Origin of the sequence: Corynebacterium sp. SA-MJD20WY100, from assembly GCF_039822565.1 — a bacterium.
Taxonomy (GTDB): domain Bacteria; phylum Actinomycetota; class Actinomycetes; order Mycobacteriales; family Mycobacteriaceae; genus Corynebacterium; species Corynebacterium phoceense_A.
Genome location: NZ_JBCJKS010000003.1, coordinates 40,044 through 61,453, shown reverse-complemented (window position 1 = coordinate 61,453; position 21,410 = coordinate 40,044). Strand labels below are relative to the sequence as shown.

Annotated in this window: 24 protein-coding genes; 12 read left to right on the top strand and 12 right to left on the bottom strand. The window is 62.2% G+C overall.

The features are described 5' to 3' along the window. Window positions 1-3 precede the first annotated feature (3 nt). Entirely contained in the window at window positions 4-927 is a 924-nt protein-coding gene (locus ABJ196_RS02475; RefSeq protein WP_347305076.1) for a methionine synthase, read from the top strand. Between the two features lie 229 nt (window positions 928-1,156). On the opposite strand, the gene ABJ196_RS02470 is transcribed toward ABJ196_RS02475, so the two are convergent. The 3 genes from ABJ196_RS02470 to ABJ196_RS02460 form a co-directional block, all read right to left on the bottom strand. Beyond that, on the bottom strand, window positions 1,157-2,143 hold the full coding sequence (locus tag ABJ196_RS02470; RefSeq protein ID WP_347305075.1) for a serine hydrolase domain-containing protein: 987 nt from the start codon (window positions 2,141-2,143) through the stop codon (window positions 1,157-1,159). Further along, entirely contained in the window at window positions 2,143-2,640 is a 498-nt protein-coding gene (locus tag ABJ196_RS02465) for a helix-turn-helix domain-containing protein (protein WP_347305074.1), read from the bottom strand. The genes ABJ196_RS02470 and ABJ196_RS02465 overlap by 1 nt, the downstream gene beginning before the upstream one ends. A gap of 201 nt (window positions 2,641-2,841) precedes the next feature. Next, a complete protein-coding gene (locus ABJ196_RS02460; RefSeq protein WP_066491007.1) occupies window positions 2,842-3,510 on the bottom strand; it encodes a 3'-5' exonuclease in 669 nt (222 codons plus the stop codon). A 234-nt stretch (window positions 3,511-3,744) separates the two neighbouring features. On the opposite strand from ABJ196_RS02460, the gene ABJ196_RS02455 reads away from it, so the two are divergent. Further along, a complete protein-coding gene (locus ABJ196_RS02455; protein ID WP_347305175.1) occupies window positions 3,745-3,981 on the top strand; it encodes an alcohol dehydrogenase catalytic domain-containing protein in 237 nt (78 codons plus the stop codon). After that, window positions 3,982-4,164, top strand: a complete 183-nt coding sequence (locus tag ABJ196_RS02450) for a hypothetical protein (protein ID WP_257068454.1) — start codon at window positions 3,982-3,984, stop codon at window positions 4,162-4,164. It begins immediately after the preceding gene. A 12-nt stretch (window positions 4,165-4,176) separates the two neighbouring features. Here the strand turns inward: ABJ196_RS02450 and ABJ196_RS02445 are convergent, their stop codons facing one another. The 3 genes from ABJ196_RS02445 to ABJ196_RS02435 form a co-directional block, all read right to left on the bottom strand. Beyond that, complete coding sequence (locus ABJ196_RS02445; RefSeq protein ID WP_257068453.1) at window positions 4,177-4,440, bottom strand: Txe/YoeB family addiction module toxin; 264 nt, start codon at window positions 4,438-4,440, stop codon at window positions 4,177-4,179. A 5-nt stretch (window positions 4,441-4,445) separates the two neighbouring features. Next, a complete protein-coding gene (locus ABJ196_RS02440) occupies window positions 4,446-4,700 on the bottom strand; it encodes a type II toxin-antitoxin system prevent-host-death family antitoxin (protein ID WP_066491016.1) in 255 nt (84 codons plus the stop codon). A gap of 133 nt (window positions 4,701-4,833) precedes the next feature. Next, on the bottom strand, window positions 4,834-5,307 hold the full coding sequence (locus ABJ196_RS02435) for a putative glycolipid-binding domain-containing protein (RefSeq protein ID WP_347305174.1): 474 nt from the start codon (window positions 5,305-5,307) through the stop codon (window positions 4,834-4,836). 778 nt (window positions 5,308-6,085) lie between these two features. Here ABJ196_RS02435 and ligA point away from each other — a divergent pair. After that, window positions 6,086-8,110, top strand: coding sequence for an NAD-dependent DNA ligase LigA (gene ligA, locus ABJ196_RS02430; RefSeq protein WP_347305073.1), 2,025 nt, complete (start codon window positions 6,086-6,088; stop codon window positions 8,108-8,110). Between the two features lie 19 nt (window positions 8,111-8,129). Further along, complete coding sequence (locus ABJ196_RS02425; protein WP_347305072.1) at window positions 8,130-8,906, top strand: HAD hydrolase family protein; 777 nt, start codon at window positions 8,130-8,132, stop codon at window positions 8,904-8,906. A gap of 109 nt (window positions 8,907-9,015) precedes the next feature. Here ABJ196_RS02425 and ABJ196_RS02420 read toward each other — a convergent pair whose 3' ends face one another. After that, the gene (locus ABJ196_RS02420) at window positions 9,016-9,768 is read right to left on the bottom strand and encodes a hypothetical protein (protein WP_347305071.1); all 753 of its coding nucleotides are present in this window, start codon (window positions 9,766-9,768) and stop codon (window positions 9,016-9,018) included. Between the two features lie 163 nt (window positions 9,769-9,931). Between ABJ196_RS02420 and ABJ196_RS02415 the strand changes: the two genes are divergently transcribed. The 3 genes from ABJ196_RS02415 (at window position 9,932) to ABJ196_RS02405 (ending at window position 12,932) form a co-directional block, all read left to right on the top strand. After that, window positions 9,932-11,512, top strand: a complete 1,581-nt coding sequence (locus tag ABJ196_RS02415; RefSeq protein WP_347305070.1) for an ATP-binding cassette domain-containing protein — start codon at window positions 9,932-9,934, stop codon at window positions 11,510-11,512. Between the two features lie 98 nt (window positions 11,513-11,610). After that, on the top strand, window positions 11,611-12,018 hold the full coding sequence (locus tag ABJ196_RS02410) for a hypothetical protein (protein ID WP_347305069.1): 408 nt from the start codon (window positions 11,611-11,613) through the stop codon (window positions 12,016-12,018). Window positions 12,019-12,020: 2 nt separating this feature from the next. After that, window positions 12,021-12,932 carry a hypothetical protein gene (locus ABJ196_RS02405; RefSeq protein WP_347305068.1) on the top strand — a complete coding sequence of 304 codons (912 nt, stop codon included), beginning with the start codon at window positions 12,021-12,023 and terminating at the stop codon, window positions 12,930-12,932. 41 nt (window positions 12,933-12,973) lie between these two features. On the opposite strand, the gene ABJ196_RS02400 is transcribed toward ABJ196_RS02405, so the two are convergent. From ABJ196_RS02400 to ABJ196_RS02385, 4 genes are all read right to left on the bottom strand, one after another. After that, on the bottom strand, window positions 12,974-13,258 hold the full coding sequence (locus ABJ196_RS02400; RefSeq protein ID WP_347305067.1) for a hypothetical protein: 285 nt from the start codon (window positions 13,256-13,258) through the stop codon (window positions 12,974-12,976). A 358-nt stretch (window positions 13,259-13,616) separates the two neighbouring features. Next, window positions 13,617-13,772, bottom strand: a complete 156-nt coding sequence (locus ABJ196_RS02395; protein ID WP_347305066.1) for a hypothetical protein — start codon at window positions 13,770-13,772, stop codon at window positions 13,617-13,619. Window positions 13,773-14,061: 289 nt separating this feature from the next. Continuing rightward, window positions 14,062-15,231 (bottom strand): Fic family protein, encoded by a 1,170-nt coding sequence (locus ABJ196_RS02390; RefSeq protein WP_347305065.1) that lies wholly within the window; start codon window positions 15,229-15,231, stop codon window positions 14,062-14,064. A gap of 95 nt (window positions 15,232-15,326) precedes the next feature. Continuing rightward, complete coding sequence (locus tag ABJ196_RS02385) at window positions 15,327-15,986, bottom strand: amino acid-binding ACT domain protein (protein WP_347305064.1); 660 nt, start codon at window positions 15,984-15,986, stop codon at window positions 15,327-15,329. A gap of 184 nt (window positions 15,987-16,170) precedes the next feature. On the opposite strand from ABJ196_RS02385, the gene gatC reads away from it, so the two are divergent. From gatC to ABJ196_RS02370, 3 genes are all read left to right on the top strand, one after another. After that, window positions 16,171-16,467, top strand: coding sequence for an Asp-tRNA(Asn)/Glu-tRNA(Gln) amidotransferase subunit GatC (gene gatC, locus ABJ196_RS02380; RefSeq protein ID WP_347305063.1), 297 nt, complete (start codon window positions 16,171-16,173; stop codon window positions 16,465-16,467). Then, on the top strand, window positions 16,468-17,955 hold the full coding sequence (gene gatA, locus ABJ196_RS02375) for an Asp-tRNA(Asn)/Glu-tRNA(Gln) amidotransferase subunit GatA (protein ID WP_347305062.1): 1,488 nt from the start codon (window positions 16,468-16,470) through the stop codon (window positions 17,953-17,955). It begins immediately after the preceding gene. Window positions 17,956-18,419: 464 nt separating this feature from the next. Continuing rightward, window positions 18,420-19,523, top strand: a complete 1,104-nt coding sequence (locus tag ABJ196_RS02370) for a siderophore-interacting protein (protein ID WP_347305061.1) — start codon at window positions 18,420-18,422, stop codon at window positions 19,521-19,523. Between the two features lie 103 nt (window positions 19,524-19,626). Here ABJ196_RS02370 and ABJ196_RS02365 read toward each other — a convergent pair whose 3' ends face one another. Next, on the bottom strand, window positions 19,627-19,950 hold the full coding sequence (locus ABJ196_RS02365; protein ID WP_347305060.1) for a hypothetical protein: 324 nt from the start codon (window positions 19,948-19,950) through the stop codon (window positions 19,627-19,629). Between the two features lie 59 nt (window positions 19,951-20,009). Here ABJ196_RS02365 and ABJ196_RS02360 point away from each other — a divergent pair, with 59 nt between their 5' ends. Then, window positions 20,010-21,410, top strand: coding sequence for an MFS transporter (locus ABJ196_RS02360; protein ID WP_347305059.1), 1,401 nt, complete (start codon window positions 20,010-20,012; stop codon window positions 21,408-21,410).

Genomic DNA, 21,410 nt, shown 5'->3' with positions numbered 1-21,410 from the left:
CCTATGACCGGTTTCGGATTAGGCCCCATGCCCGGCACCTCCATGTCCGAAGCCGCCGACATCGTGATAGGGGAGACCGGCACCCTTCCGCACCTGCCGCAGCTGCCGGACCGAGGCTTGGGCTCCGATGCCATCGGCCGCACCGCGGGTTTGCTCGAGACGCTCACGGTTGATCGCGGCCCGCGTGCGTGGCAGATGACCGCGCGCCCGCAGCGCGAGACCCGCCGCGTGTGGGACCGCATGGAGCGCGACTTCGACGCCATCGCGGAGGTGTGGGGCGAGCACGTCCCGCGCGTGAAGATCCAGGCTGTGGGACCGTGGACGCTCGCCGCCGCGGTGGAGCTTGCAGATGGCCACCGCGTCATCACCGACCGCGGTGCGCGCGAGGATCTCCACGCCGCGTTCCGCGAGGGCATCCAGGCCCACGCCGCGCGGGTCGCCCGCCGCTTTAACTCCGAGGTTGTCCTCCAGCTCGACGAGCCTCAGCTTGCCGATACCCTCTCCGGCACCATCCCGGGCACCACTGACTTTGACCCGGTCCGGGCCGTCCCCGAGGAGGTCGCAATCGCGAGGCTGGAGGAGTGTGGCGCGGACTACCTGCGCGCCGGGAATCTCTGGTCACTGGCCTCGGCGGGCACACTGCTCGTCGACTTCGTGGGACTCGATACGCCAGCGAACCTCGACGGCCTGGGCGAACACCTCGAGGCCGGCCGCCGTGTGGGCCTGGCACTCGATCCGCGCGCGTTTGCCGATGCCCGCGCCGCCGCGATTGCCGTGGCTCAGCATTTCGACCGCCTGGGACATCGCCGCGAGCTGCTCGTCACCCACGTCGATATCAACCCGTGGCCCGTCCGGGACGCCGCGCGCGACTACCGCTTCGCGGCTGAAGTTGCGGGCATACTTGAGCGTGACGCAGGGGACTTATAAAACAGCTGGTAGGCACCAACGCCGATGCGTAGAGTTACGGCGGCGACGAGGATATACCACGCCCACAGGGCGCCGGGGTTCCAGGCGAGCACGCGGCCGAAATAGAGGGCGAGCACGATGTCGAAGAGCGCGTTGGCTAGGAAGTTCGGGAGGGATAGCGGCCGCGCGTGCAGGCGCCAGGTGCTCCAAAGTAGTCCTGCTGAGTAGGCGAGAGCGATACCGATGGCCATCATGCGTGCTCCTTAAATAGCGCGCGGGCAAGGCTTTCGACACCGGTCATGCCGTCATTGCTGGCGTAGGCGGCGCGGTGCCGCTCAGGCTGGATGATGAGCATCGTGCTGTAGCCACCGGTGCCGCCGTTGTGCCAGTAGGTGTCATCACTGTTGTCTTCCTTCTCCCAACCGAGATCGAAGTGTCCGTGGTTGCACATCCAGGCGGCGAATTTCGCCATGTCTGCGGCGGTGGAGCGAATGGCGCCGGCCGGGGCGCTGCCCTCCATCTCCCATGCCTCAGCGGTACGGCCATTCGGCGCGAGACCGCGTGGGGCATCGGCGGGCGCGGTGCCGGGGAGCGCGACGTAGGACTCCGTCATGCCGGCGGGCTCAAAGATGCGGGTGCGCACGAGTTCCTCGTAGGAAGTGCCGGTCTTCTCCGCGAGCAGGGCGCCGAGGAGCGCGTAGCCGAAGTTGGAGTACTGCTTCGTTCCGCGGTTTTCGAGTTGCGCGGTGCGGGCGGCATCGAGAATGTCCTCGGTTGTCTCACCCTCATAGGGATTTCCGTTTGTGCCCATTGTGACGAGACTGCGAAAGAAGTTGGGGTTGGCGAGGCGCGGAAGGCCCGAGGTGTGGGTGGCGAGTTCCTTGACGGTGATGTCGGCGGCGGGGGTGTCCCCGAGGTCGAGGACTTCGCCGATACGAGTGTCGCGGGAGAGCGCTCCTTCTTCGATGAGCTGCTGTGTGATTTCGACGGTGAACATTTTGGTCACGGAGCCGATTTCAACCTCAGTGTGCTCGTCGGCGCCGAGGCCGCCGAACTCGGGCGTGCCGTCGGTGAGGACGAAGGCGGCGAGCTGATGGTGGCCGCGCTCCGCGTGGCTCGTGAGGTCGAGCGTGCCGGTGCGACGTGATTCGGTGGCGATTCCGCGCGGCCCTGATGCAATGAGCACCGCCGCGGTGAGGGCGGCGACAAGGACTGCGATGAGGATGCGTTTGGTCATTAGTGGTCCTCTCCTGCGATGATGATGGTCATCAGCGCAATGACGCGGCTGGGGCGGATTTCAAACGTGGATGCTTGGGCTTTGCTAATCCAGCCGGCGGAGCTGAGCTCGTTGAGATGGTGGTAGGCGGTGCTCGTGGAGCTCACGATGCCCTCCTCCACGAGGTCGGCCGCCGCCGCCGGGGCCGCGAGGAGACGGCGCAGAATCTCCGCGCGCAGCGGGTGCGCGAGCGCAGAAAGGCGGGTGATGGCGTCGGTCCACGGCTCGTCTGTCACGGCGTGGGTGGGGCGCTGCCATTGGTATTGGTAGCTGCGGCCGCCGAGCTGGACGTCGCCGCCGAAGGCGACGGAGCCATCCGGGATCTCGGGACCGGCTTGAAGGGCGTCAAGGAGCCAGAAAGTGTCGGCTGACGCGGGTTGCTGCTTTGCAGAGGGCTTGTGCTCCAGAGCATCGAGGCGTCGCTCCACCTCGGCGAGGCGCTGTACGAGGTCTGTCATGGTCATGTATTCCAAAATTCCAGAAAATTCAAAAAACTTCAAGAATTATGGAAAATGGGACGCGCTCGTGACAAAAGGAACGCCGCACGGCGGTGAGCCGTGCGGCGTTTGGGGAGGGAGGTTTTCTCGAACGTGGACGTTAAATCGGCTGATTTGGCGCTGAATCTGCTGGTAATCGGGCTGTCGAGAAATTCGAGAAGTTTAGCTAATCATCGGCCACGCGGTGGAAACGTCCGAGGCGTCGCGGCCCTTGCCCTCGAGATACTTCTTAAAGCTCAGACGGTCCTCGTGCCACTTAACGGCTTGGAATTCCATGAGCTCGTCCATGTCCATCTCGGTCAACTCCGGGAACTTGCGGACCTGCTTCCAAGCAACGCGGGCGGCAGCGAGGGCATCGGCAGTGGCTTCGTGCGCATTGCCGATCTCCACGCCGTAATGGGCGGAAACATCCGTCAAAGTGCGCTTGCCCTTGCGGAACTTGTCCATGACGCGGTCGATAACGAAGGGGTCGAAGACCGGGCCGTCGACCGTGAAGTCGCCGGTGAGGGCGCGCAGCACCGAGAGATCATATTGCGCGTTGTAGACGATGAGCGTGAGTCCATCAGCCCAGGCCTGCTTGATTGCAGAAACGGTTTCGGCGAGGACTTCATCGTGCGGGCGGCCCTCGGCCTGGGCCTTTTCGGTTGTAATGCCGTGGACTGCGGCGGCTTCCTCAGGGATCGGCACGCCCGGGTCGGCGAGCATCTCGCGCGCGTCGACGTCGCGTCCATCAATGCGCACGAGCGCGGAGGTGACGATGCGGGCTTCCTTGGGATTAACGGAGGTGGTCTCGAGGTCGAAAGAGAGCATGCGGCTGGCGTCGAAGTTCATGGTTTACACCTTAGCGCCCCGCCTCGACATGAAGACAGGAACGTCAAAACTGCCGGACATGAGACTGCGATCGCGAGGTGAGAGTGCTAGCGTATCGTCTCGCGGATCCCCTGGGGGCACTCCCACGATCTCATAGAGAAGAAAGTCATTTTGCGCGCAGTAGTCATGCACGAAGCCGGATTCGTCCGCGTCGTCGAACGCTAGTATCCAACGCTCGAAGCTCCGACGGACGCCATCATCAAGATGGAGCTGACGCGCGTGTGCAGTTCCGGCTTGTGGGCCTACCGAGGCCTCGGTGGCGAGATTCAGGATCGCGTTATGGGACACGAATACGTCGGCGTCGTTGAAGAAGGTGGGGCTGAGGTCAAGAACGTCAAGGCCGGCGCTCTCGTGGTTGGATCCTTCGTCGCCTCGGACAACACGCGCGAGATCTGCCGGGCGGGCTATCAGTCGTTCTGCACGCACGTGTAGATGGTTGGCGGCGTCGGCACCCGGGCCGAGTACGCGCGCATTCCGCACCTGATCGAGCTCATCAAGGATGGCGCCATCGACCCCGGCGTGGTCTTCGGCCTCGAATTGCCGCTTGCCGATCCCGCTACGGCTTACGCTGCCATGGACGAACGGCGCGCGACGAAGGCGTTGCTGAATTTCTAATGGTCGTCCGCGCTAGCATTGCCCGTAGTGATAACGGCACATGGCGATAAGCACGGCATCGTCGGTGACTTTATAGACCAGGCGATGTTCATCGGTGATACGCCGTGACCAGTAGCCTACAAAATCATGTTTGAGCGGCTCCGGCTTTCCGATGCCCTCGTTTCCGTTGCGCTCAATGTCCTTGATGAGGGCATTAATGCGCTTGAGAACCTTGCGATCTTGGGTTTGCCACCATACGTAGTCCTCCCACGCGTTGTTGTCCCAGACGAGCTTCATGGAGGCTAGTCCTCGACGAGAGCGTGCTCGGTTCCGCTGCCGTTTTCTAGGCGCTCAATTGCATCGAAGAGGCGGCGGGCATTGGCAGGAGAGCGCATAAGATAGGCGGTTTCCCGAAGTGAGTTGTAATCATCGAGCGAAACAATAACGGCTGATTCTTTGCCGTTTCGAGTAATGATGACCTCTTCTCGGTCATCCACGACGGAATCGAGTACCTCGGCATAATGAGCTCGAGAATCGGAGTAAGTCATGGTGCGCATCGTAAATCTCCTTAACGTCTGGGATTGTACAAAAAATTGTACGTTTGCTCTTTTTGTGCGTCAACTGCTGCTGTCAAGTTCGTTAGACTCGGCACTAACGATGAGGGGTCCGGGAGTGATGCGCGGTCGAGACTCACCGTGCGAGAGCGGGATAGTCGAAGGCATCTCCGTTGATGTCGACTTTGAGATGGATGTTGACGTCCCGTGTTCCTGACTCGTAGCGCACGGAACTCTTGGTTGCTGAGGGAGAGTAGTGGTCGCTTGCGATGACATACATTGAAGGCATATCAATCCACGCCATGATGAATGGCGTGCGGGCAACGTCGTTCTCAAGCAGGCCGAGCCGCCGAATGGGCATCGTGTTCGTCATTGGGCAACGTCCCAAATCGATGTCTAATGCGCTGGAGAGATCTACTCCAGCGTCGAGTCCTGGCGCAGGGAGTCCCGTGGGCTGATTGCCTGAAGCCGCGATGGAGGACGACCAATTATCCTTACTCTGCACGGTGGCGCTGAAGCTGAAGTGCGAGGTTGTCCAATTAGACGGTGCCGTGAGCTGCCAACGCGCAACGTATTTGTCTGTGAGTTGTAGGCCTTGGGCGCGGAGCACCACCGAGAAACTCGATGTCGTAGTTGTCAACCTGTTGGCTGTCGATACGGCTGCGCCACGTGTAGGAAACCATGTGGCAAAAATACGTGAACCTTTAAACCGTAGCCGTTCGTGCCTTGACCTTGACGCGACGTCATAGTTTATAAAAGCCTTATGAGGATCTCTGAAGTCGCCCGAGCGCTAGGCTGTAGTGTTCGCACCATTCGTCACTATCACCAACAGGGTGTGGTTCCGGAACCTGAGCGGAAAGCGAATGGGTACCGGGACTACTCTCTTGCGGACCTCGCGGCTCTAGTGAAAGTTCGACAACTGGTCGTGGCAGGAATTCCGCTCAAATCCGTGGTCGTTGATTCCGAAGACGAGTTGTATGATGCCGCACTTGCCGAAATTGATCGCAAAATTGTTGAGCTAGGTGAGCAACGTGTCCGGCTCCTTCGACTCAGGGACAATCCACCGATGCCGGCACCTCGTGAGCTTATGGCTGAAGTGGAGAAGGTGCTTGCAGCCGGTGGAGGGCCTGACCCCTGGAAAGTAGACACGTCGGGGGTTAGCTATGCTGCTCGGGCCCACTGGCCTAGTACTCAGAGTAATTTTCGAAACAGCAGTTGCCTACGCTGTCGATGATGACGCAACTATTTCTGTTGCAGAGCTTCGAAAGCTTATTGCTACGGCTACAGATTCGGAAAGTTTGTGGGAGCGTCCCGCGGTGTAAAAAAAGATGCCACGGGAGGCCGATGTAGTTCGAAGTCATGTCCGCCACTTCACTAGACTGTCCCTCGTGACTAACCCAGTTGATATCCAACGCGAATGGTCCGAGCTCGCCCAAGAGGTGCGCCGCCACCGCGAGCTCTACTACAACGACCAGCCGGTCATCCCGGACGCTGACTTTGATGCGCTGTTCCGTCGTCTCCAGGAGCTGGAGGCCGAGCATCCCGAGCTGGCCGTGCCGGATTCGCCGACCCAGGAAGTGGGCGCGGCACCGGAGGGCGCAGCGGACATCGAGCACCTTGAGCGGCTCATGAGCCTGGATAACGTCTTCAGCGAGTCCGAGATGCAGGACTGGCTGGACCGCACCCCGGCGAAGACGTACCTCACCGAGCTGAAGATCGATGGTCTGTCTATCGACCTGGTCTACCGCGACGGAAAGCTCACGACTGCCGCCACCCGTGGCGACGGCCGCGTGGGCGAGGACATCACGAACAACGCCCGCGTTATCGAGGACATCCCGCACGAGCTCACGGGCACCGAGGAGTATCCGGTTCCGGCGCTTGTGGAAATCCGCGGCGAGGTCTACATGCGCCCGGAAGAATTCGGCGCGATCAATGAGGAACGCCTCTCCGACGGCAAGCCGGCGTTTGCCAACCCGCGCAACGCGGCGGCGGGCGGCCTGCGCATGAAGGATCCTGAAGACGTGAAGAAGCGTCGCCTCCACATGGTCTGCCACGGCATTGGCGCGCGCGAGGGATTCTCGCCCACGAGTCAGCACGACGCCTACAAGGCGATGGAAGCTTGGGGTCTGCCGGTCTCCCCGTACACGGAGCAAGTGACCTCCGCCAAGGACGTCCAAGACCGCGTGAAGTATTGGGCGGACCACCGCCACGACGCCATCTTTGAGATGGACGGACTCGTGGTCAAGGTGGACGACTTAGCTTCGCAGCGTGCTTTGGGTGCGACGTCGCGCGCGCCGCGCTGGGCGATTGCGTACAAGTACCCACCGGAGGAAGTGACCACGAAGCTGCTCGGCATCGAGGTCGGCGTGGGCCGCACTGGTCGCGTGACCCCGTACGCGGTGATGGAGCCGGTGTTCGTCTCCGGCTCAACGGTCTCGCGCGCCACGCTGCACAACCAGTCCGAGGTCAAGCGCAAGGGCGTGCTCATCGGGGATACCATCATCATCCGCAAGGCCGGCGAGATCATTCCGGAGGTTCTCGGACCTGTCGCCGAGAAGCGCGACGGCACCGAGGAAGAGTGGCATTTCCCGGATAACTGCCCGTCCTGCGGCACGAAGCTCGCCCCACAGAAAGATGGCGACGCAGACTGGCGCTGCCCGAATACCCGCAGCTGCCCGGCGCAGCTTTCCGCGCGTCTGGAATACTTGGCCTCCCGCAAGGGGCTTGATATCGAGGCGCTCGGCGAGGAAGCCGCTCGCGACCTCATCGAATCCGGTGTGCTCCACGACGAAGGCGATCTCTTCGACCTCGACGAGGAAAAGCTGCTGGGCACCAGCGCCTATACGACCAAGGCCGGCAAGCTCAACGCGCCGGGCAAGAAGCTGCTAGAGAACCTGAAGACCGCCCGGAACGCAGATTTCTGGCGCGTCCTCGTCTCCCTGTCCATCCGCCATGTTGGTCCCATCGCCGCGCGTGCGCTGGCCACGCGTTATGGCTCCATGGAGGCCCTGCGCGCGGCGCCGGTGGAGGACCTTGCGGAGACCGACGGTGTGGGCGGCATTATCGCAGAGAGCTTCAAGAGCTGGTTCGACGTCGACTGGCACCGCGAGATCGTGGAGAAGTGGACGAACGCCGGCGTGTCCATGGAGGTCGCCGAGACCGACAAGAAGGAGCAAACCCTCGAGGGACTCACCATCGTCGTTACCGGAACCCTGGAGAACTTCACGCGCGATAGCGCCAAGGAAGCCATCCTCACCCGCGGTGGTAAGGCGTCGGGTTCGGTCTCGAAGAAGACCAACTACGTTGTGGTCGGCGAAAACGCCGGCTCCAAGGAGCAGAAGGCCCGCGACTTAGGCCTCACGATCCTCGACGAAGCCGGCTTTCAGAAATTATTGGACACGGGCGAGGCCTAAACCAACTACAGTGTTGTCCATGAAGATTGCGGCATTCGACATGGACGGCACCGTCTACATCGATCACGCGATCGCGCCTGAAACGGTCCAGGCCATCAAGGACTGGCGCGCCGCGGGCAATCTCGCGGTCTCCGCGACGGGCAAGTCCATCGACTCGGTCCGTCGCGCGCTCGAGCCCTTCGGCGTCGACATGGACTACCACGTCCTCTACAACGGCACCGTCATCGCGGACGCGAATTACCGGGTCCTCTACGAGCACCACTTGGACGCAGAGATCGTCAATGAAGTCGCTGCGCACCTCGATGGCACCCCGGGGCTCAACCTGTATTGCACGACGCTCGATGGCGCGGACGGCATCGTCACGCAAGGCATCCCAGAATCCTCCAACGCCTTCATCCAGTGCCCGCGCGCCGTCTCTCGCGCGGAGCTCAGCCACGAGCAAGTCGTGCTGCTTTCGGCTTACATGCCGGACAACCAGCCGCTGCAGGATCAGGTCATTCCGTGGGTGAACGGCCGTTATGACATCTCGACTTCGCTCAACACTGGCTTCTTCGACATGATGCCGCCCGACCACAACAAGGGCACTGGCTTGACCTGGCTTCTTGAGCACCTCGGGCTTTCCCGCGCCGAGGTCCAGCTCTCCACCTTCGGCGATAGCTTTAATGACCTGCCCATGCACGAGCTTGCCGATGCCTCCTTCACCTTCCCGCATGCACACCCCGACGTGCAGGCTCGCGCTCATCACGTGGTGGCGGACGTACCTGCTGGTCTGCGACTCGCCAGCGCGGGACTCTAAACGTTCGGAGGCGACTACGTCCTCCGCTTTTGTCGAAAGCCCCGGAGTGTTCCCTGCGCGACATGTGCATATCACCGGGGTTAGTGGTTTTCTTCTGCCGTGGTGAGGCTTACGGGGCAAGGTTCGTCGTCAGCGTGTCGAGCAGCTCCACTTGGCCGAGGATCGTGCAGTCGGGATCGGTGCGGTCGGGGAGGAGCGCCGCGGCCTCGTCGGCCGCGGCCTCGCACAGGGCGTAGCCGACCCACAGGTGCTGTGCTAAGGGGAACGCGCCGTCGCCGACGCCTGCCGCAGTGTTAGTGGAGTTGCAGACCCACAGGGGCCCAGCGATATCCGGGTTGTCGGAGCTTATGCCGCCCTCTGCGTCCTGGAGATAGGCGAAGGCGGAGGCCTTCTCGACGAATTGATGGAAGGACTGGGCGACGGCTGCGGCGTTCGTCTCTTGGCTGAGGAACGAAATCCGTAGGTAATTGAGCTGACCTGGCATGCGCTCTGGTGCGGTGTCCGGGAGTTTCAAACCGGGGGTCTGAGAGACCTGACCGGGGAACACCGTGGGCTCGTCGTGGTTCTCGAAGAAGAACTTCTCGTGCACGCGATCAAAAAGTTTATTGTCGTCGCTGTTGTAGCGCACCAGGCTACTCAGTTTGAAAAGCTCCATGTCTTGCGGCTGTGTGAGACGGTAGAAGGCGGCCTCGGAGCGCAGCTCCCACAGCGTGTAAGGGTCATCGGTGACTGGGCGCGGGTGTGTGGACTGGGCGAGGATGGCGGCATCGGCAGCGCCTGTTCGGGTGCGATAGAGCTCATAGGCTTCCGGGATCCGGGCCGGCGGTGCGACGAACAAGGTGGTGATCAGGACTGTATCCATGATGTCGAAGCTAACATGCCGGTAGTCAGAGCTGATACAGTCGATGGCGTCCGAATCATCGAACAAAGGAAGACCAGTGAACAGCGAACTGCTTGTCAAGTAATTCGCTGAAGCGCCGAGGCACGGCCTTCAGCTTGTACACCAACTGCTGAAAGGCTCACTCATGGCTGCCAACTTCTTTCATTCCGTCGTCTCTACGGATCATCTTTGTCTTACCTGGCCCGACGGAACTGAATGCTTCGCAGATGTCTCCGTGGATATCAATCGGCGCGTAACTGCCCTCGTCGGCGATAACGGTTCTGGGAAAAGCAGCTTCCTCAAGATACTCGCTGGTGAGCTAGCACCGAGCGCTGGTTCGTTTCGCGTGCCCGGGCGCATTGGGTATCTGCCGCAAAATTCGTCTGTTGAGGGAAGTACGGTTCTCGATGTGCTGGGCATTCGGACCGTCGTCGAGGCTCTTGAGCGCATCGAAGGTGGTGGGGTCGATGAGCATGATTTCGCGCTGGTCGAGGGGCACTGGGATATTCGAGACCAAGCGGAGGCTGTACTTGCCGAGGCAGGTATTTCGGATCCCGTGAATCTGCAACGTCCTGCTACGACGCTGTCGGGCGGCGAAGCCGTCAAGGTCGCGCTCGCTGGACTGCAGCTGCGCATGCCGGATCTGTATCTGCTGGATGAACCAACGAATAATCTCGACCGCGCAGGCCGCGAGGCTGTGTATGGATTTCTGGCCACATCGACGGTGCCGGTTGTGGTGGTGAGCCATGATCGCAAGCTTCTGAGCATGGCCGACGAAATCATCGAATTCTTTGCTGGTCGTGTACGAAGTTTTCCTGGCGGCTACGCTGCTTACGAGTCCGCGATTGCCCTTGAACAGGACAAGGCTGTGCAGGCGTGGACGGAGGCTCGGTCGCACCGGAAGCAGGCTGTGCGCAAACGTCAAGACATGGAAACTCGGCTGGCGCGCGACGCTCGTCGCGGAAAGAAATGTGCTGCGTCGAAGCGTAAACCTGGCATGGCGATGGGGCTTGACAAACAACGCTCGGAACGCGCGGCAGCGCGTCGCCACTCGTCACATGCGGAGTCGGTGGAGGACGCGCGGCGCGATGAGTACGAGGCACAATTGCGTATTCGCGACGACGCTTCGGTGTTTCTTCACTTGCCGGGATCGCGATTGGCACAGGGAACAAAAGTACTGGAGCTGACGCCGCGTGTGGGAGAACGCCCGCTCATCGTTACCGGGCCCGAACGCCTTAGGCTGGGCGGGGCGAATGGATCTGGAAAGACGACGCTCCTCCGAACCATAGCGGGTGATGCTGATGCAGCCGAGCGGTCCAATTTCCAGGTGGCCTACGCACTTTCTGACATCGGCTTCGTCCGCCAACGCATCACTCTGCCTGCTGAGGATACAGTGTGGGACGTGGTGCGAGCGGCAAATCCGGAAGCCGATCCGCAGTGGCTTCGGGACCATCTCGCACAATTGCTCTTCGTCAATGACGATGTTTCCAAGAAGTGCGGCGAACTGTCGGGCGGTGAGAGATTCCGCGTAGAAGTCGCGCGGACATTGCTGGCCCAACCGGCACCGCGCCTGTTACTCCTCGACGAGCCCACGAACAACCTGGATCTGAGCACGGTGCGATGGTTGGTGGACACACTCTCGGGTTTTGAAGGTGCACTCATTGTGGTCAGCCATGACGAGGAATTCTGTGAAGACATTGAACTCGAAGGGTGGATTGACCTTTAACTTCATTCGCGTTGAGGCGGTTGGCATCCGGAAATCGAGACAGAAACGTAATTGTACAATGGTGTCATTTAGTCGAAATGCTTGTTAACGTGTCTGGCGTGAACAACGACGAAGTCTTCGACATCGAACAGGATTCTGTTGCGCATCTCGTCCCCACCGAGGATGCGGAGGAAGGGGAATCTGAAGAAAAGCGCACCGGCTGGCACTGGGTGATTCCGGTTGTGCTGGTAGCCGCACTAGTTTTCGTGCCGTGGATAATCAGTGTGCTGGTCCCTACTAGCGCCGCTGGATGGACGGTCGTTGCTGTTTATCTTGTGCTCGTGGCGGTGTTGTCGTTCGTTGACGCGCGCGGATTCCGTCCTTCGTGGACACTACCAATTCTTGTTGGTGTCGCGACGTGGGTGGCGTCGCGGATGTACTTTAACGACGGAGCGTGGATCTACATTCCGATCTTCATGGTCGTCGCGTGGGGGTTGGGCAAGCTCGGTGGCAGGGGAACTAGGTAGTCATGGAGACGTGGAGCCTTAATCACCCCGATGTAGGCCTCATCGAGGTCGAGCGTGGTTATGACGCGGAATTCAAGGAGATCGATCCGTCGTGGCCGCAGGCCGTCCCGACTGGCGACGATGGGAATCCGACTCCCTATACGGATCCGCCTCTCGATGCCGGTCTGCGCGAGCGCTTCAAGGCGTGGGTGTCCAGCCCGCCGGTGCGTCTACGTGTGAAGGTCGACGGGGATGTGTGGGGAAGGTTTGAATCCGCATCGAACGGTCGGATACCGCTGCGCCGCCACAGCGGAAAGAAGCTTTCCTCAATGACCACGTCTGGCACCGCGCGCACCACACCGCATCTTCGCGTGCAGACCAACATGTTCGGCGAGCTCCTCGACGTCGACTACCGCAACGGGACAGAGGTCGTGGAGTTCGAGCCGCCCGCGGGCTCGCGCGGGGCAAAGCGTCGCGCGGCAATGGAGTCGTCGACCTTCAAGCGCGTGGCGTTTCCCATCGCGACCGGTTTGGGCAAAGGCGGCTGGGCGCTCGCCGTTCTTGTGCTCGGGCCGATAGTCTCACGTTTCATCGGGTGGCTGCTGAGCTTTATCCCTGATGTTGATTTTCCGGACTGGCAACTGCCCTCGCCGCCGTACGTCACACTGCCCGTGCCGCATTTCCCGCACATCGATCTGCCGACTATCCCTGTACCGGACTGGGAGTTCCCGGAGTTTGATATACCCGCGTGGCTCGAGTTTCTGCTTGAGTACACGAAGATTTGGGTGCCGATTGTCCTGGGCATCATCTTCGCGATCACGGCGGTGCGCAAGCACCGGAAGTCGGAGCAGAAGAAGGCCCAATGGTCCGAGGCAGGAAGAGATAAGGCGAACGCTGCTGCCAGCCCGTTAAACGATACGAAAGTAGGCGAGTGATCGGATCTTTGCGCTTTCGGGAATCTAATGTTCAGAGTTACCTAGCCACTCGCGCAACTCCTTGCGGGCACGGTCAACGCCACCCGGGTAGTGAGTGTCGAGTTCTTCCTCGACGTCGTGAAAGATGAGTTCGCACAGCGCGTCGAGATGCCCGGGTGGGATTTCGCCCCGTAGTCGTCGAGCGGCGCCTTGAGCGTGATGTTCCGATCCGTGTTCATCGAATAGGAGCGCATGTCGCGGCTGTAGATGCGCACGAACGCGCCCATAAGCGCGGACTCGATGACGACATTTCCAAAGACCAGGCTGGTGAGCTTCTTTTCCTCCACGGCGGCAGTCTAACGCAATCGAATGCCGCGATGACGACAGCGGCGTTATATGTCATACGTCACACCAGCCGGCGCTATGCTGGTCGCAACACGCGAGAGCGCTCCCGCTCAAAGCGGAAAAACCCATGCTCATCGTCGAAGAACTATTTTTGCTGCTGCGTCGGACAGACGGGAAGTTCGAGTCGGGCGTTCAAGCACCGCGTCTGGGAACGACGGGCGCCCTTCTGTCGAACCTGGGGATTCGAGGAATCGCGAAATTCGACGACGACGCGAAGAACCCGCGCGTCCGAGTCGTAGACTCCGGGGGGCAAGCCTTAACGACCCGGTCTTGGATTTCGGGGTAGAGGCGTTCCGCAAACTAGACGGAAAGAAGGTCTCGGCGGTCGTGTCCGCGCGCGGCGTGGATCCGACACACGTTGTCGGCGAGCGTCTCGTCGAGGTCGGCATCGTCGACGAGGAGCCCGCGGACTTCCTTGGACTCGGCCGCACATCTTATCCAGCCGTTAACCCTCACCGGAAGCCCAACTGCGCTCGCGCTTGGCGGAGGTTCTGCGCGGCACCCGTGCGCCGTCGCCGGAAGACGTGTTCTTGTTGGGCGTGCTTAGCGCCGTGGCGCCGGGCCACCAGGTGCTCGAGAAAGAGTCGGGCGGCATGTCGCGGAAGGAAAACAAGGCGCGTTGAGGAGCTGGAAGCAACCGTTGACGCGCCTGGTCATGTTGACGAGGCGATCCGCAAGGCCATCGCATCGATTAATGCCGCGATTATTGTGGCAGCCGTAGCGGCGACGGCAGTGAACTAGGAAGTCAGCCAAGACCGGGACGCCGAGCGGCATCCGCGAATTCGTCGAGCAGCTCAAGAACCTCAGGTGCACGCCAGGCGCGCTTTTTCTTGGTGACTTGCGCGGATACAATAACGCCGTCGTGCTCGAGCCGTTCGAGGGCGCGCCGAGCGTTGGCTGGGGTGACGTCGAGTTCTTCGGCGACCATGGCGGCATCGACAAGCGGTTGGCGCAGTAGGAAATCGGCGAGCTTCCAGTCGACAGCATCTCGGCGCGCGGAGATCTCGTCGTTCCAGTCTGCACGGAGCTGAGTGAGCTGGGTGGCGAGTCCGCGGCCCAATTCTGTGGCATGAAGGGCGGCATCGGCGAACAAGGCGACGATTGGCGCGATGCTTCCGTCGCGATAGGCATCAAGCGCTGCGAAATACGTGCTGGTGTCGCGCAGCAGCGCAGCCGACAGCGGAAGGATGCCATTGACGGCAAGGCCGTGGGCGCGCAAGACGATATGGATGAGCGCGCGTCCGGTGCGCCCGTTGCCGTCCGCGAATGGGTGGATGGTCTCGAACTGGGCGTGGGTGAGCGCGGCGTGTGCAAGGGCCGGTATGTCGGTGCGATGAAGAAACTCAACGAGGTCGGTGAGAAGTCTTTCGAGGTGTCGCTGATGCGGCGGAACGAAGAGCGCGCCGACGGGATGTGCGTCGGGTCCGCCAATCCACACCGGCTCCGTGCGGAACTTACCGGCGATGGCGGGCGCGGAGCGGCTGAGCAGAATCTCGTGGAGCGTGGCAAGCGCTGCTACATCCGGGACCTCCTGCCGCGAGGCAGCGCGCATGAGTGCTGTGTTGGCGGCAATGAGGTCGGCGTTGCCGGACGCGGAACCGAAAACCTCAGCCTCTAAGATGCGCCGGGCTGTGGAACTGAGCTGTTCGATCCGGGAGGAGGCGAAGGACTCGCCGCGCAGCAGCAGCGGTGCGAAGGGGAGGATTGCTCCAGCGTGCTCCGCGTCGAAGCGCGCGGCGGCGACGGTGGCTTGCTCGAGCTTGGCCACAAGCGCCGCGGAGAGTTCCACGGCTTCGCTGGCGATGGCGGGCACAAGCGCGGACTCGTACGTCGCGGGTTGTTTTGCCTGTGCCCGGCGGGACATGGGCGCGTGCGATGTCCACGTGAGTTCTTCCAGTTCTACGGCGGGCCACATGGGTAGAGCGTAAACCAAGAAACGATCGAAGTCCATCAAACTTCGATCGTTTAAGGCATTATCCGATCGTAGTGGTGCACGCTGCGATCGGATACTTATTTCACAAATGCACCCAAAATCGTGCCCAGGTGCCCTAGGTGGTCGACCTCGGAGGCCAAGTAGTCGGGGCCACCGACGCGGCCGATGACCATGACGAGGCCGGTGTTGCCGAGCGGGGCGGCGGCGAGCGCGGAGTCAAGCAGCGCCCACGACTCGGGGATCCACTCCTCGGACTCGGGGTGGAGAATGCGTGCGCCGTCGACTGCGATGTTGGAGGGGATGGTGCCATCGTCCTCGGGGGCGGCATCGGAAGCAGCAATGCGATGGATGGGCTCATTGTTGTCGATAACGATGGCCCACGTGGAGGTGAGCGCTTGTGGCATGGCGGCGCAGACCTCCTGCATGGCGGCGGTCGTGTCATGCTTCGCGGCGACGCGGGCGAGCAGTGAGATCTGGCCGCGGCGGTCGACGGTGCCGCTGAAGGGGCGGATGGAGTCGATCTCGACGCCGTCGACCTCGTTGGCGGCGGTAAAGAGGACGTCTGCCATGGTGCCGGCGGGCAGCTCCACCACGATGTCATCGGTGACGGAACCCTCGGGGGATGTCTCAACAATATCCACCGACTGGATGTTCGCGCCGGCGATGCCGAAGGCCTCGGCGAGCTGGCCGAGGCTGCCGGGTGTGTCGGGAAGGATGACTCGGATAAGGAAGGACATGGCAAACTTTCGATGGATTTGGGCGTTCCGCCCCATGGTACTCGTGTCGTGGATCACTCCACAAGGAATTGGTCCAACCCTATGGGTGAGGGGAGTGAGCGCCCCGTGCCGCCGCATGCTGGACAGTGCAGTAACATGGTTGCCTAGCTACACAGACGTATCTGAATTAAAGGATGGAGTTCGCGTGTCTGAGATTTCGCGTGAAGAGGTCGCGCACCTGGCCAAGCTTTCCCGCTTGGCTTTAAGCGACGAGGAACTGGCGCAATTTGCCAGCCAGATCGACAAGATTGTGGACTCGGTCTCGGCCGTGGGCAAGGTCGACGCCGAGGGCGTGGAACCCATGAGCCACCCGCACTCCGTGGACGCGCCCATGCGTGAGGACAAGGTCATTCGCTTGCTCAACGCCGAGCAGGCCCTGGACCAGGCGCCGGCTCGCGAAGACGATCGCTTCGTCGTTCCGCAGATTCTGGGAGGAGAGTAAATGTCGACTTTTATCGCACCTTCGGAGGGGCTTACCTCTCTCACCGCCGCTGAGCTGGCGGAGAAGATCCACTCCCGCGAGCTGACCTCCCGCGAGGTCACTCAGGCCTTCCTGGATCGCATCGCGGAGACTAACGGCGAGCTCAACTCCTTCCTCCACGTCGGCGCAGAGGAAGCACTTGCTGCTGCCGATGCCGTCGATAAGGCCCTCGACGCTGGCGAGGCTCCGGCCTCTGCGCTGGCTGGCGTTCCGCTCGCGCTCAAGGACCTGTTGGTTACTACCGATGCCCCCACGACCGCCGCGTCCAAGATGCTCGAGGGCTGGATGTCCCCGTACGACGCGACGCTGGTGACCAAGCTGCGCGAGGCCGGCATCCCGATCCTGGGCAAGACGAACCTGGACGAATTCGCCATGGGTTCCTCGAACGAGAACTCCGCCTACGGCCCGGCCCACAACCCGTATGACACGGACCGCACCCCGGGCGGCTCCGGCGGCGGCACCGCGGCGGCCCTGGCTTCCGGCCAGGCCCCGCTGGGCATCGGCACCGACACAGGCGGATCCATTCGTCAGCCGGCCGCCCTCACCAACACCGTGGGTGTGAAGCCGACCTACGGCACCGTCTCGCGCTACGGCCTCATTGCTGCGGCGTCCTCCCTGGACCAGGCCGGTCCGTGTGCGACGACCGTGCTTGATACGGCGCTGCTCCACGAGATCATCGCGGGCCACGACGCTTTCGATGCCACCTCCGTGGATAAGCCGGTTGCCCCGGTTGTCGCCGCCGCCAAGGAAGGCGCCAACGGAGACCTCACCGGCGTCAAGGTGGGCCTAATCAAGCAGTTCGAGCGCGACGGCTGGCAGGACGGCGTCATGGAGGCCTACCACGCCGCCGTGGAGCAGCTGCGTTCCCAGGGTGCTGAGATCGTCGAGGTCGACTGCCCGCACTTCGACGACGCTCTCGCTGCGTACTACCTCATCATGCCGTGTGAGGTCTCTTCGAACCTCGCTCGTTTCGATGGCATGCGTTACGGCCTGCGTGTTGGCGACGACGGCACACACTCCTCCGAAGAGGTCATGTCCATGTCCCGCGCCGCCGGCTTCGGTCCCGAGGTCAAGCGCCGCATCATGCTGGGTACCTACGCCCTGTCCGTCGGCTACTACGACGCGTACTACCTCCAGGCGCAGCGCGTGCGTACGCTCATCGCCCAGGACTTCGCCAAGGCCTTCGAGGTCGCCGACGTCCTCGTGTCTCCGACCACCCCGACCACGGCCTTCAAGCTGGGCGAGAAGGTCAAAGATCCGATGGCGATGTACAACTTCGATCTGTGCACCCTGCCGCTCAACCTCGCTGGCGTGTGCGGCATGTCCGTGCCGTCCGGTCTGGCTTCGGACACCAACCTGCCCACCGGCCTGCAGATCATGGCGCCGGCGTTCCAGGATGACCGCCTGTACAAGGTGGGTGCCGCGTACGAGGCTGGCCGCAACAAGTAGACCTTAACGCGCATCGAGCCCCAGTTCACACTGTGAACTGGGGCTTTCGTCTATGTCCTACTGTGCCGTGTCGTGCTCACGCGCGTACGCATTGAGTGTTCCTTTTACTGGTGGCGTCACTGCGCCCAGTTCTACAAGTCCGGGCACGGCATGCACGTGCCTTTGTTAGGGTAGGGGGCCACGTAGACCTTAAAGAGGAAATCGTGTTCCGCGCGGCCCAAATCGTGTCCCTCGTGTCGTTTGTCGCTCTTGTGACGTTGTTTGTACTGGCGGCCAAGGGGCTCTTGCAGACGACATCGGCTAGCCCGGTTATCTTGGTGTCCATCGCCGCGGTGCTGGTGGTTTCCACAACGGTTATGGGAGTCTTGGGGCTTCGCGCGCGGAGGGACAACCACCCCCGCGATTAGAACTGCTCATTTGAGTTAGGGTAGCCTTTGCTTCTAGTTGAACCTAGAGGAGGCATCATGAGCGCTGAGCAGCAACCTGCACCCGCACCGATCAACCCGTCGCCCGAGTGGACTGAGGGATTCAAAGCCGGGTATGCCGCCGCCTACGCCGAAGGCTATCGCGAAGGCATGGCGGCTGGCCGTGCCGATCTCTATGCCGCCTCCTACGCGGACCGCAAGCGCGCGAAGCACGATGCTAAGGCGCGCCGCTACCAGGAGAAGGAAGAACGGCGCGCGCAATTCCTTGCAGCGGGCTCTGCCCAGCAGGAGTCACGGCCCGAACCACCAAAGAAGAAGGGGCGCACAGCCATCGAGGCGACGATTACGGGCAAGGAGCAGATCTCGCCCGACATGGTGCGCCTCTTTGCGACGGCGCCGGGCATCATTGGGCGTGAGCTCGATAAGACAGACCACTACATCAAGATTCTGTTTGTCCCGGAGGGCGCCGATTACTCCTGGCCCTTCGACCTGGGGCACATCAAGGACACGCAGCCCAAGCACCTGCGCCCCGTAACCCGCACGTACACGCTGCGCACCGTGGACACGACGACGGGCGAGATGTCCATCGACTTCGTCCTTCACGGCGACGCGGGCTTGGCTGGTCCGTGGGCGCGCGACGCCCAGGTGGGCGAGACCTTCGCCTTTGCTGGCCCCGGCGGCGGCTGGGCGCCAACGGCCGACTACGACCACTTCGTGCTCGCCGGTGACGAGGCGGCTGCGCCCGCGGTTGCCGCGGCGCTGGAGAAGATTCCGGCGGGCTCGACGGCGGTCGCTTTTATTGAGGTCGAGGCACCGGGCCACGAAATTCCTATGCCGGAGAACCCCGAGTCCGAGGTCCGCTTCGTCTACCGCAACGGAGAGATGCCCGGCACCGCGCTTTCCGATGCCGTCCGTACCTACCAGATCCCAGATGGCAACATCGGCTGGTTCGTCCACGGCGTGGCTGAGATGATCAAGTCGCTGCGCCGCTACCTCTTTGTTAACCGCGGCGTATCGAAGCGCGACGCGTCGATCTCCGGGTACTGGCGCCTGCGCATGACCGAAGACGAGTGGCAGGCCTCCAAGAGCGACTTTGTCGCCGAGCTGGAAGTCGAAGAGGAAGCCGCCACGCGCGAGCTCTAGCCCACGAAGGCAATGTTCCGAAAGCAATAAGCCCTGGTCGCGAAAAATCCTCATTTTTCGCGACCAGGGCTTATTGCTATTGGCATAGTGCCTTTGTGAGGTTTTACCTCATGTCAGAAAGTGAGTACGCGGCGCCAGCTGCCGCACCGGTGACGGTGAGGACAGCTGGCCAAGCGCCGATCTTCTTCGCGAGCGGATGGGAGGCGCCGAAGGCACCGAGGTAGATGGCGGAGAGCGCCGTGGTGGTGACCGGATCGGTCTTCGCGAGCCAGCTGCGGCCAGCCCAGAGGCCGGCGGCGCCGAGGACAACGCCGCCGAGCGGGCGGATGGCGGTTTCGCGTGCGGTGAGCCAGCCGCCGATGAGGCCGAAGGCGACGGTGGTGGCGGTGGAGACGGTCTGCGGTTTCTTAATGTCGATGGATCCCATGGCACACAGTGTAGGCGCGGCCGCGACCACTTGGGGCGGCTTCGCTAGACTCGCAGGCTATGACCGTGCCCACATTTGCCTCTCACTCTGAAGTCCCACCGGAACGCGACGCGTGGCGTGCGATGTTCGCGCTTTCGCTGGGATTCTTCGTCTCGCTGCTCGACCAGTCGATGATTGCGGTCGCCCTGCCGGGCATCCAGCACGGACTTGAGGCAACGGTGGGTCAGGTGATGTGGGTGAGTTCCATCTATCTACTCGCCGTCGTGACCCCGCTGCTCTTTACCGGGCGCTTGGGCGATATCTATGGACAAAAGAAGATGTTCCAGTTCGGCATTGCGTTGTTTGGTATCGGTGCGCTGGCCTGCGCTTTGGCGCCTAATATCGGGTTCCTCATCGCGGCGCGAGGGCTGCAGGGGCTCGGTGCCTCGTTGCAGATGCCGCAGACGATGGCCGTTATCAACCGCATCTTCGCGCGCGAGCGCCGCGGGCACGCACTTGGCGTGTGGGGCATCATCGGCTCCGTCGCGTCGCTCGCGGGCCCGCTGCTTGGTGGTTTCGTTGTGGGCGCATGTGGCTGGCAGGCGGTGTTCTGGGTGCACGTCCCGTTTGTCATTGCGGCCATCGTGCTTTCGCAGCGCTGGGTCCCGGTGCTGGCGACCACGGCGCGCCGGGTGGACTATGTGTCCGTCGCGGTCTCGTTCGTGGCGCTTGCGGCACTCGTCTACGGCATTCAGGAAGGCCCGGGGGCCGGCTGGGCTGGCTGGGTCTGGGGCCTGATGGCCGTGGGCATCGGCGGGCTTGTGGCATTCGTGTGGCTGCAGTCGACGGCGGGGACGCGCGGTACCGAGGCGCTCGTGCCTCTACGGTTGTTTAAGGACCGTAACTACTCGGCCGGGTCTTTGGCGATTGTGGCCATGGGATTCATGGCGGCGTCGATGATGCTGCCGGTGATGATGTGGCTTCAGGAGGTCAAGGGCCTGGGCGCCGGCACGGCGGGCATGATCGTCGCGCCGATGGCGATTATCTCGCTGGCTGTCTCGCCGATGGCGGGCGCCTTGGCGGACAAAGTGGACCCGCGGCGACTTGCGACGACGGGTTTTGTCGTACTCATCGGCACGCTGGTGCTCACCGTTGTACTCATGCGCGCCGAAGTGGGCGCGTGGTGGATGAGCGTGCCCATGGTGCTGTTGGGTGTGGGGCAGTCCTTTATCTGGGGCTCGAATGCCGCGACGACCATGCGCGATACGCCGGCGCCACTGATGGGGGCGGCCTCGGGCGTGTACAACACCTCGCGACAGGTGGGCTCCGTGGTGGGCGTGTCAGCGGTGTCTGCGGTTATGCAGTCTGCGGAGGGATCGGGTGGCATGGCGAACTCGCTGTTCGTCATCGTCGCGGCGCTGGTTGTGGGACTTATCGCATCCTTGTTCTTCCGGGACACGTTGGCAGCTGCTGCACGATAG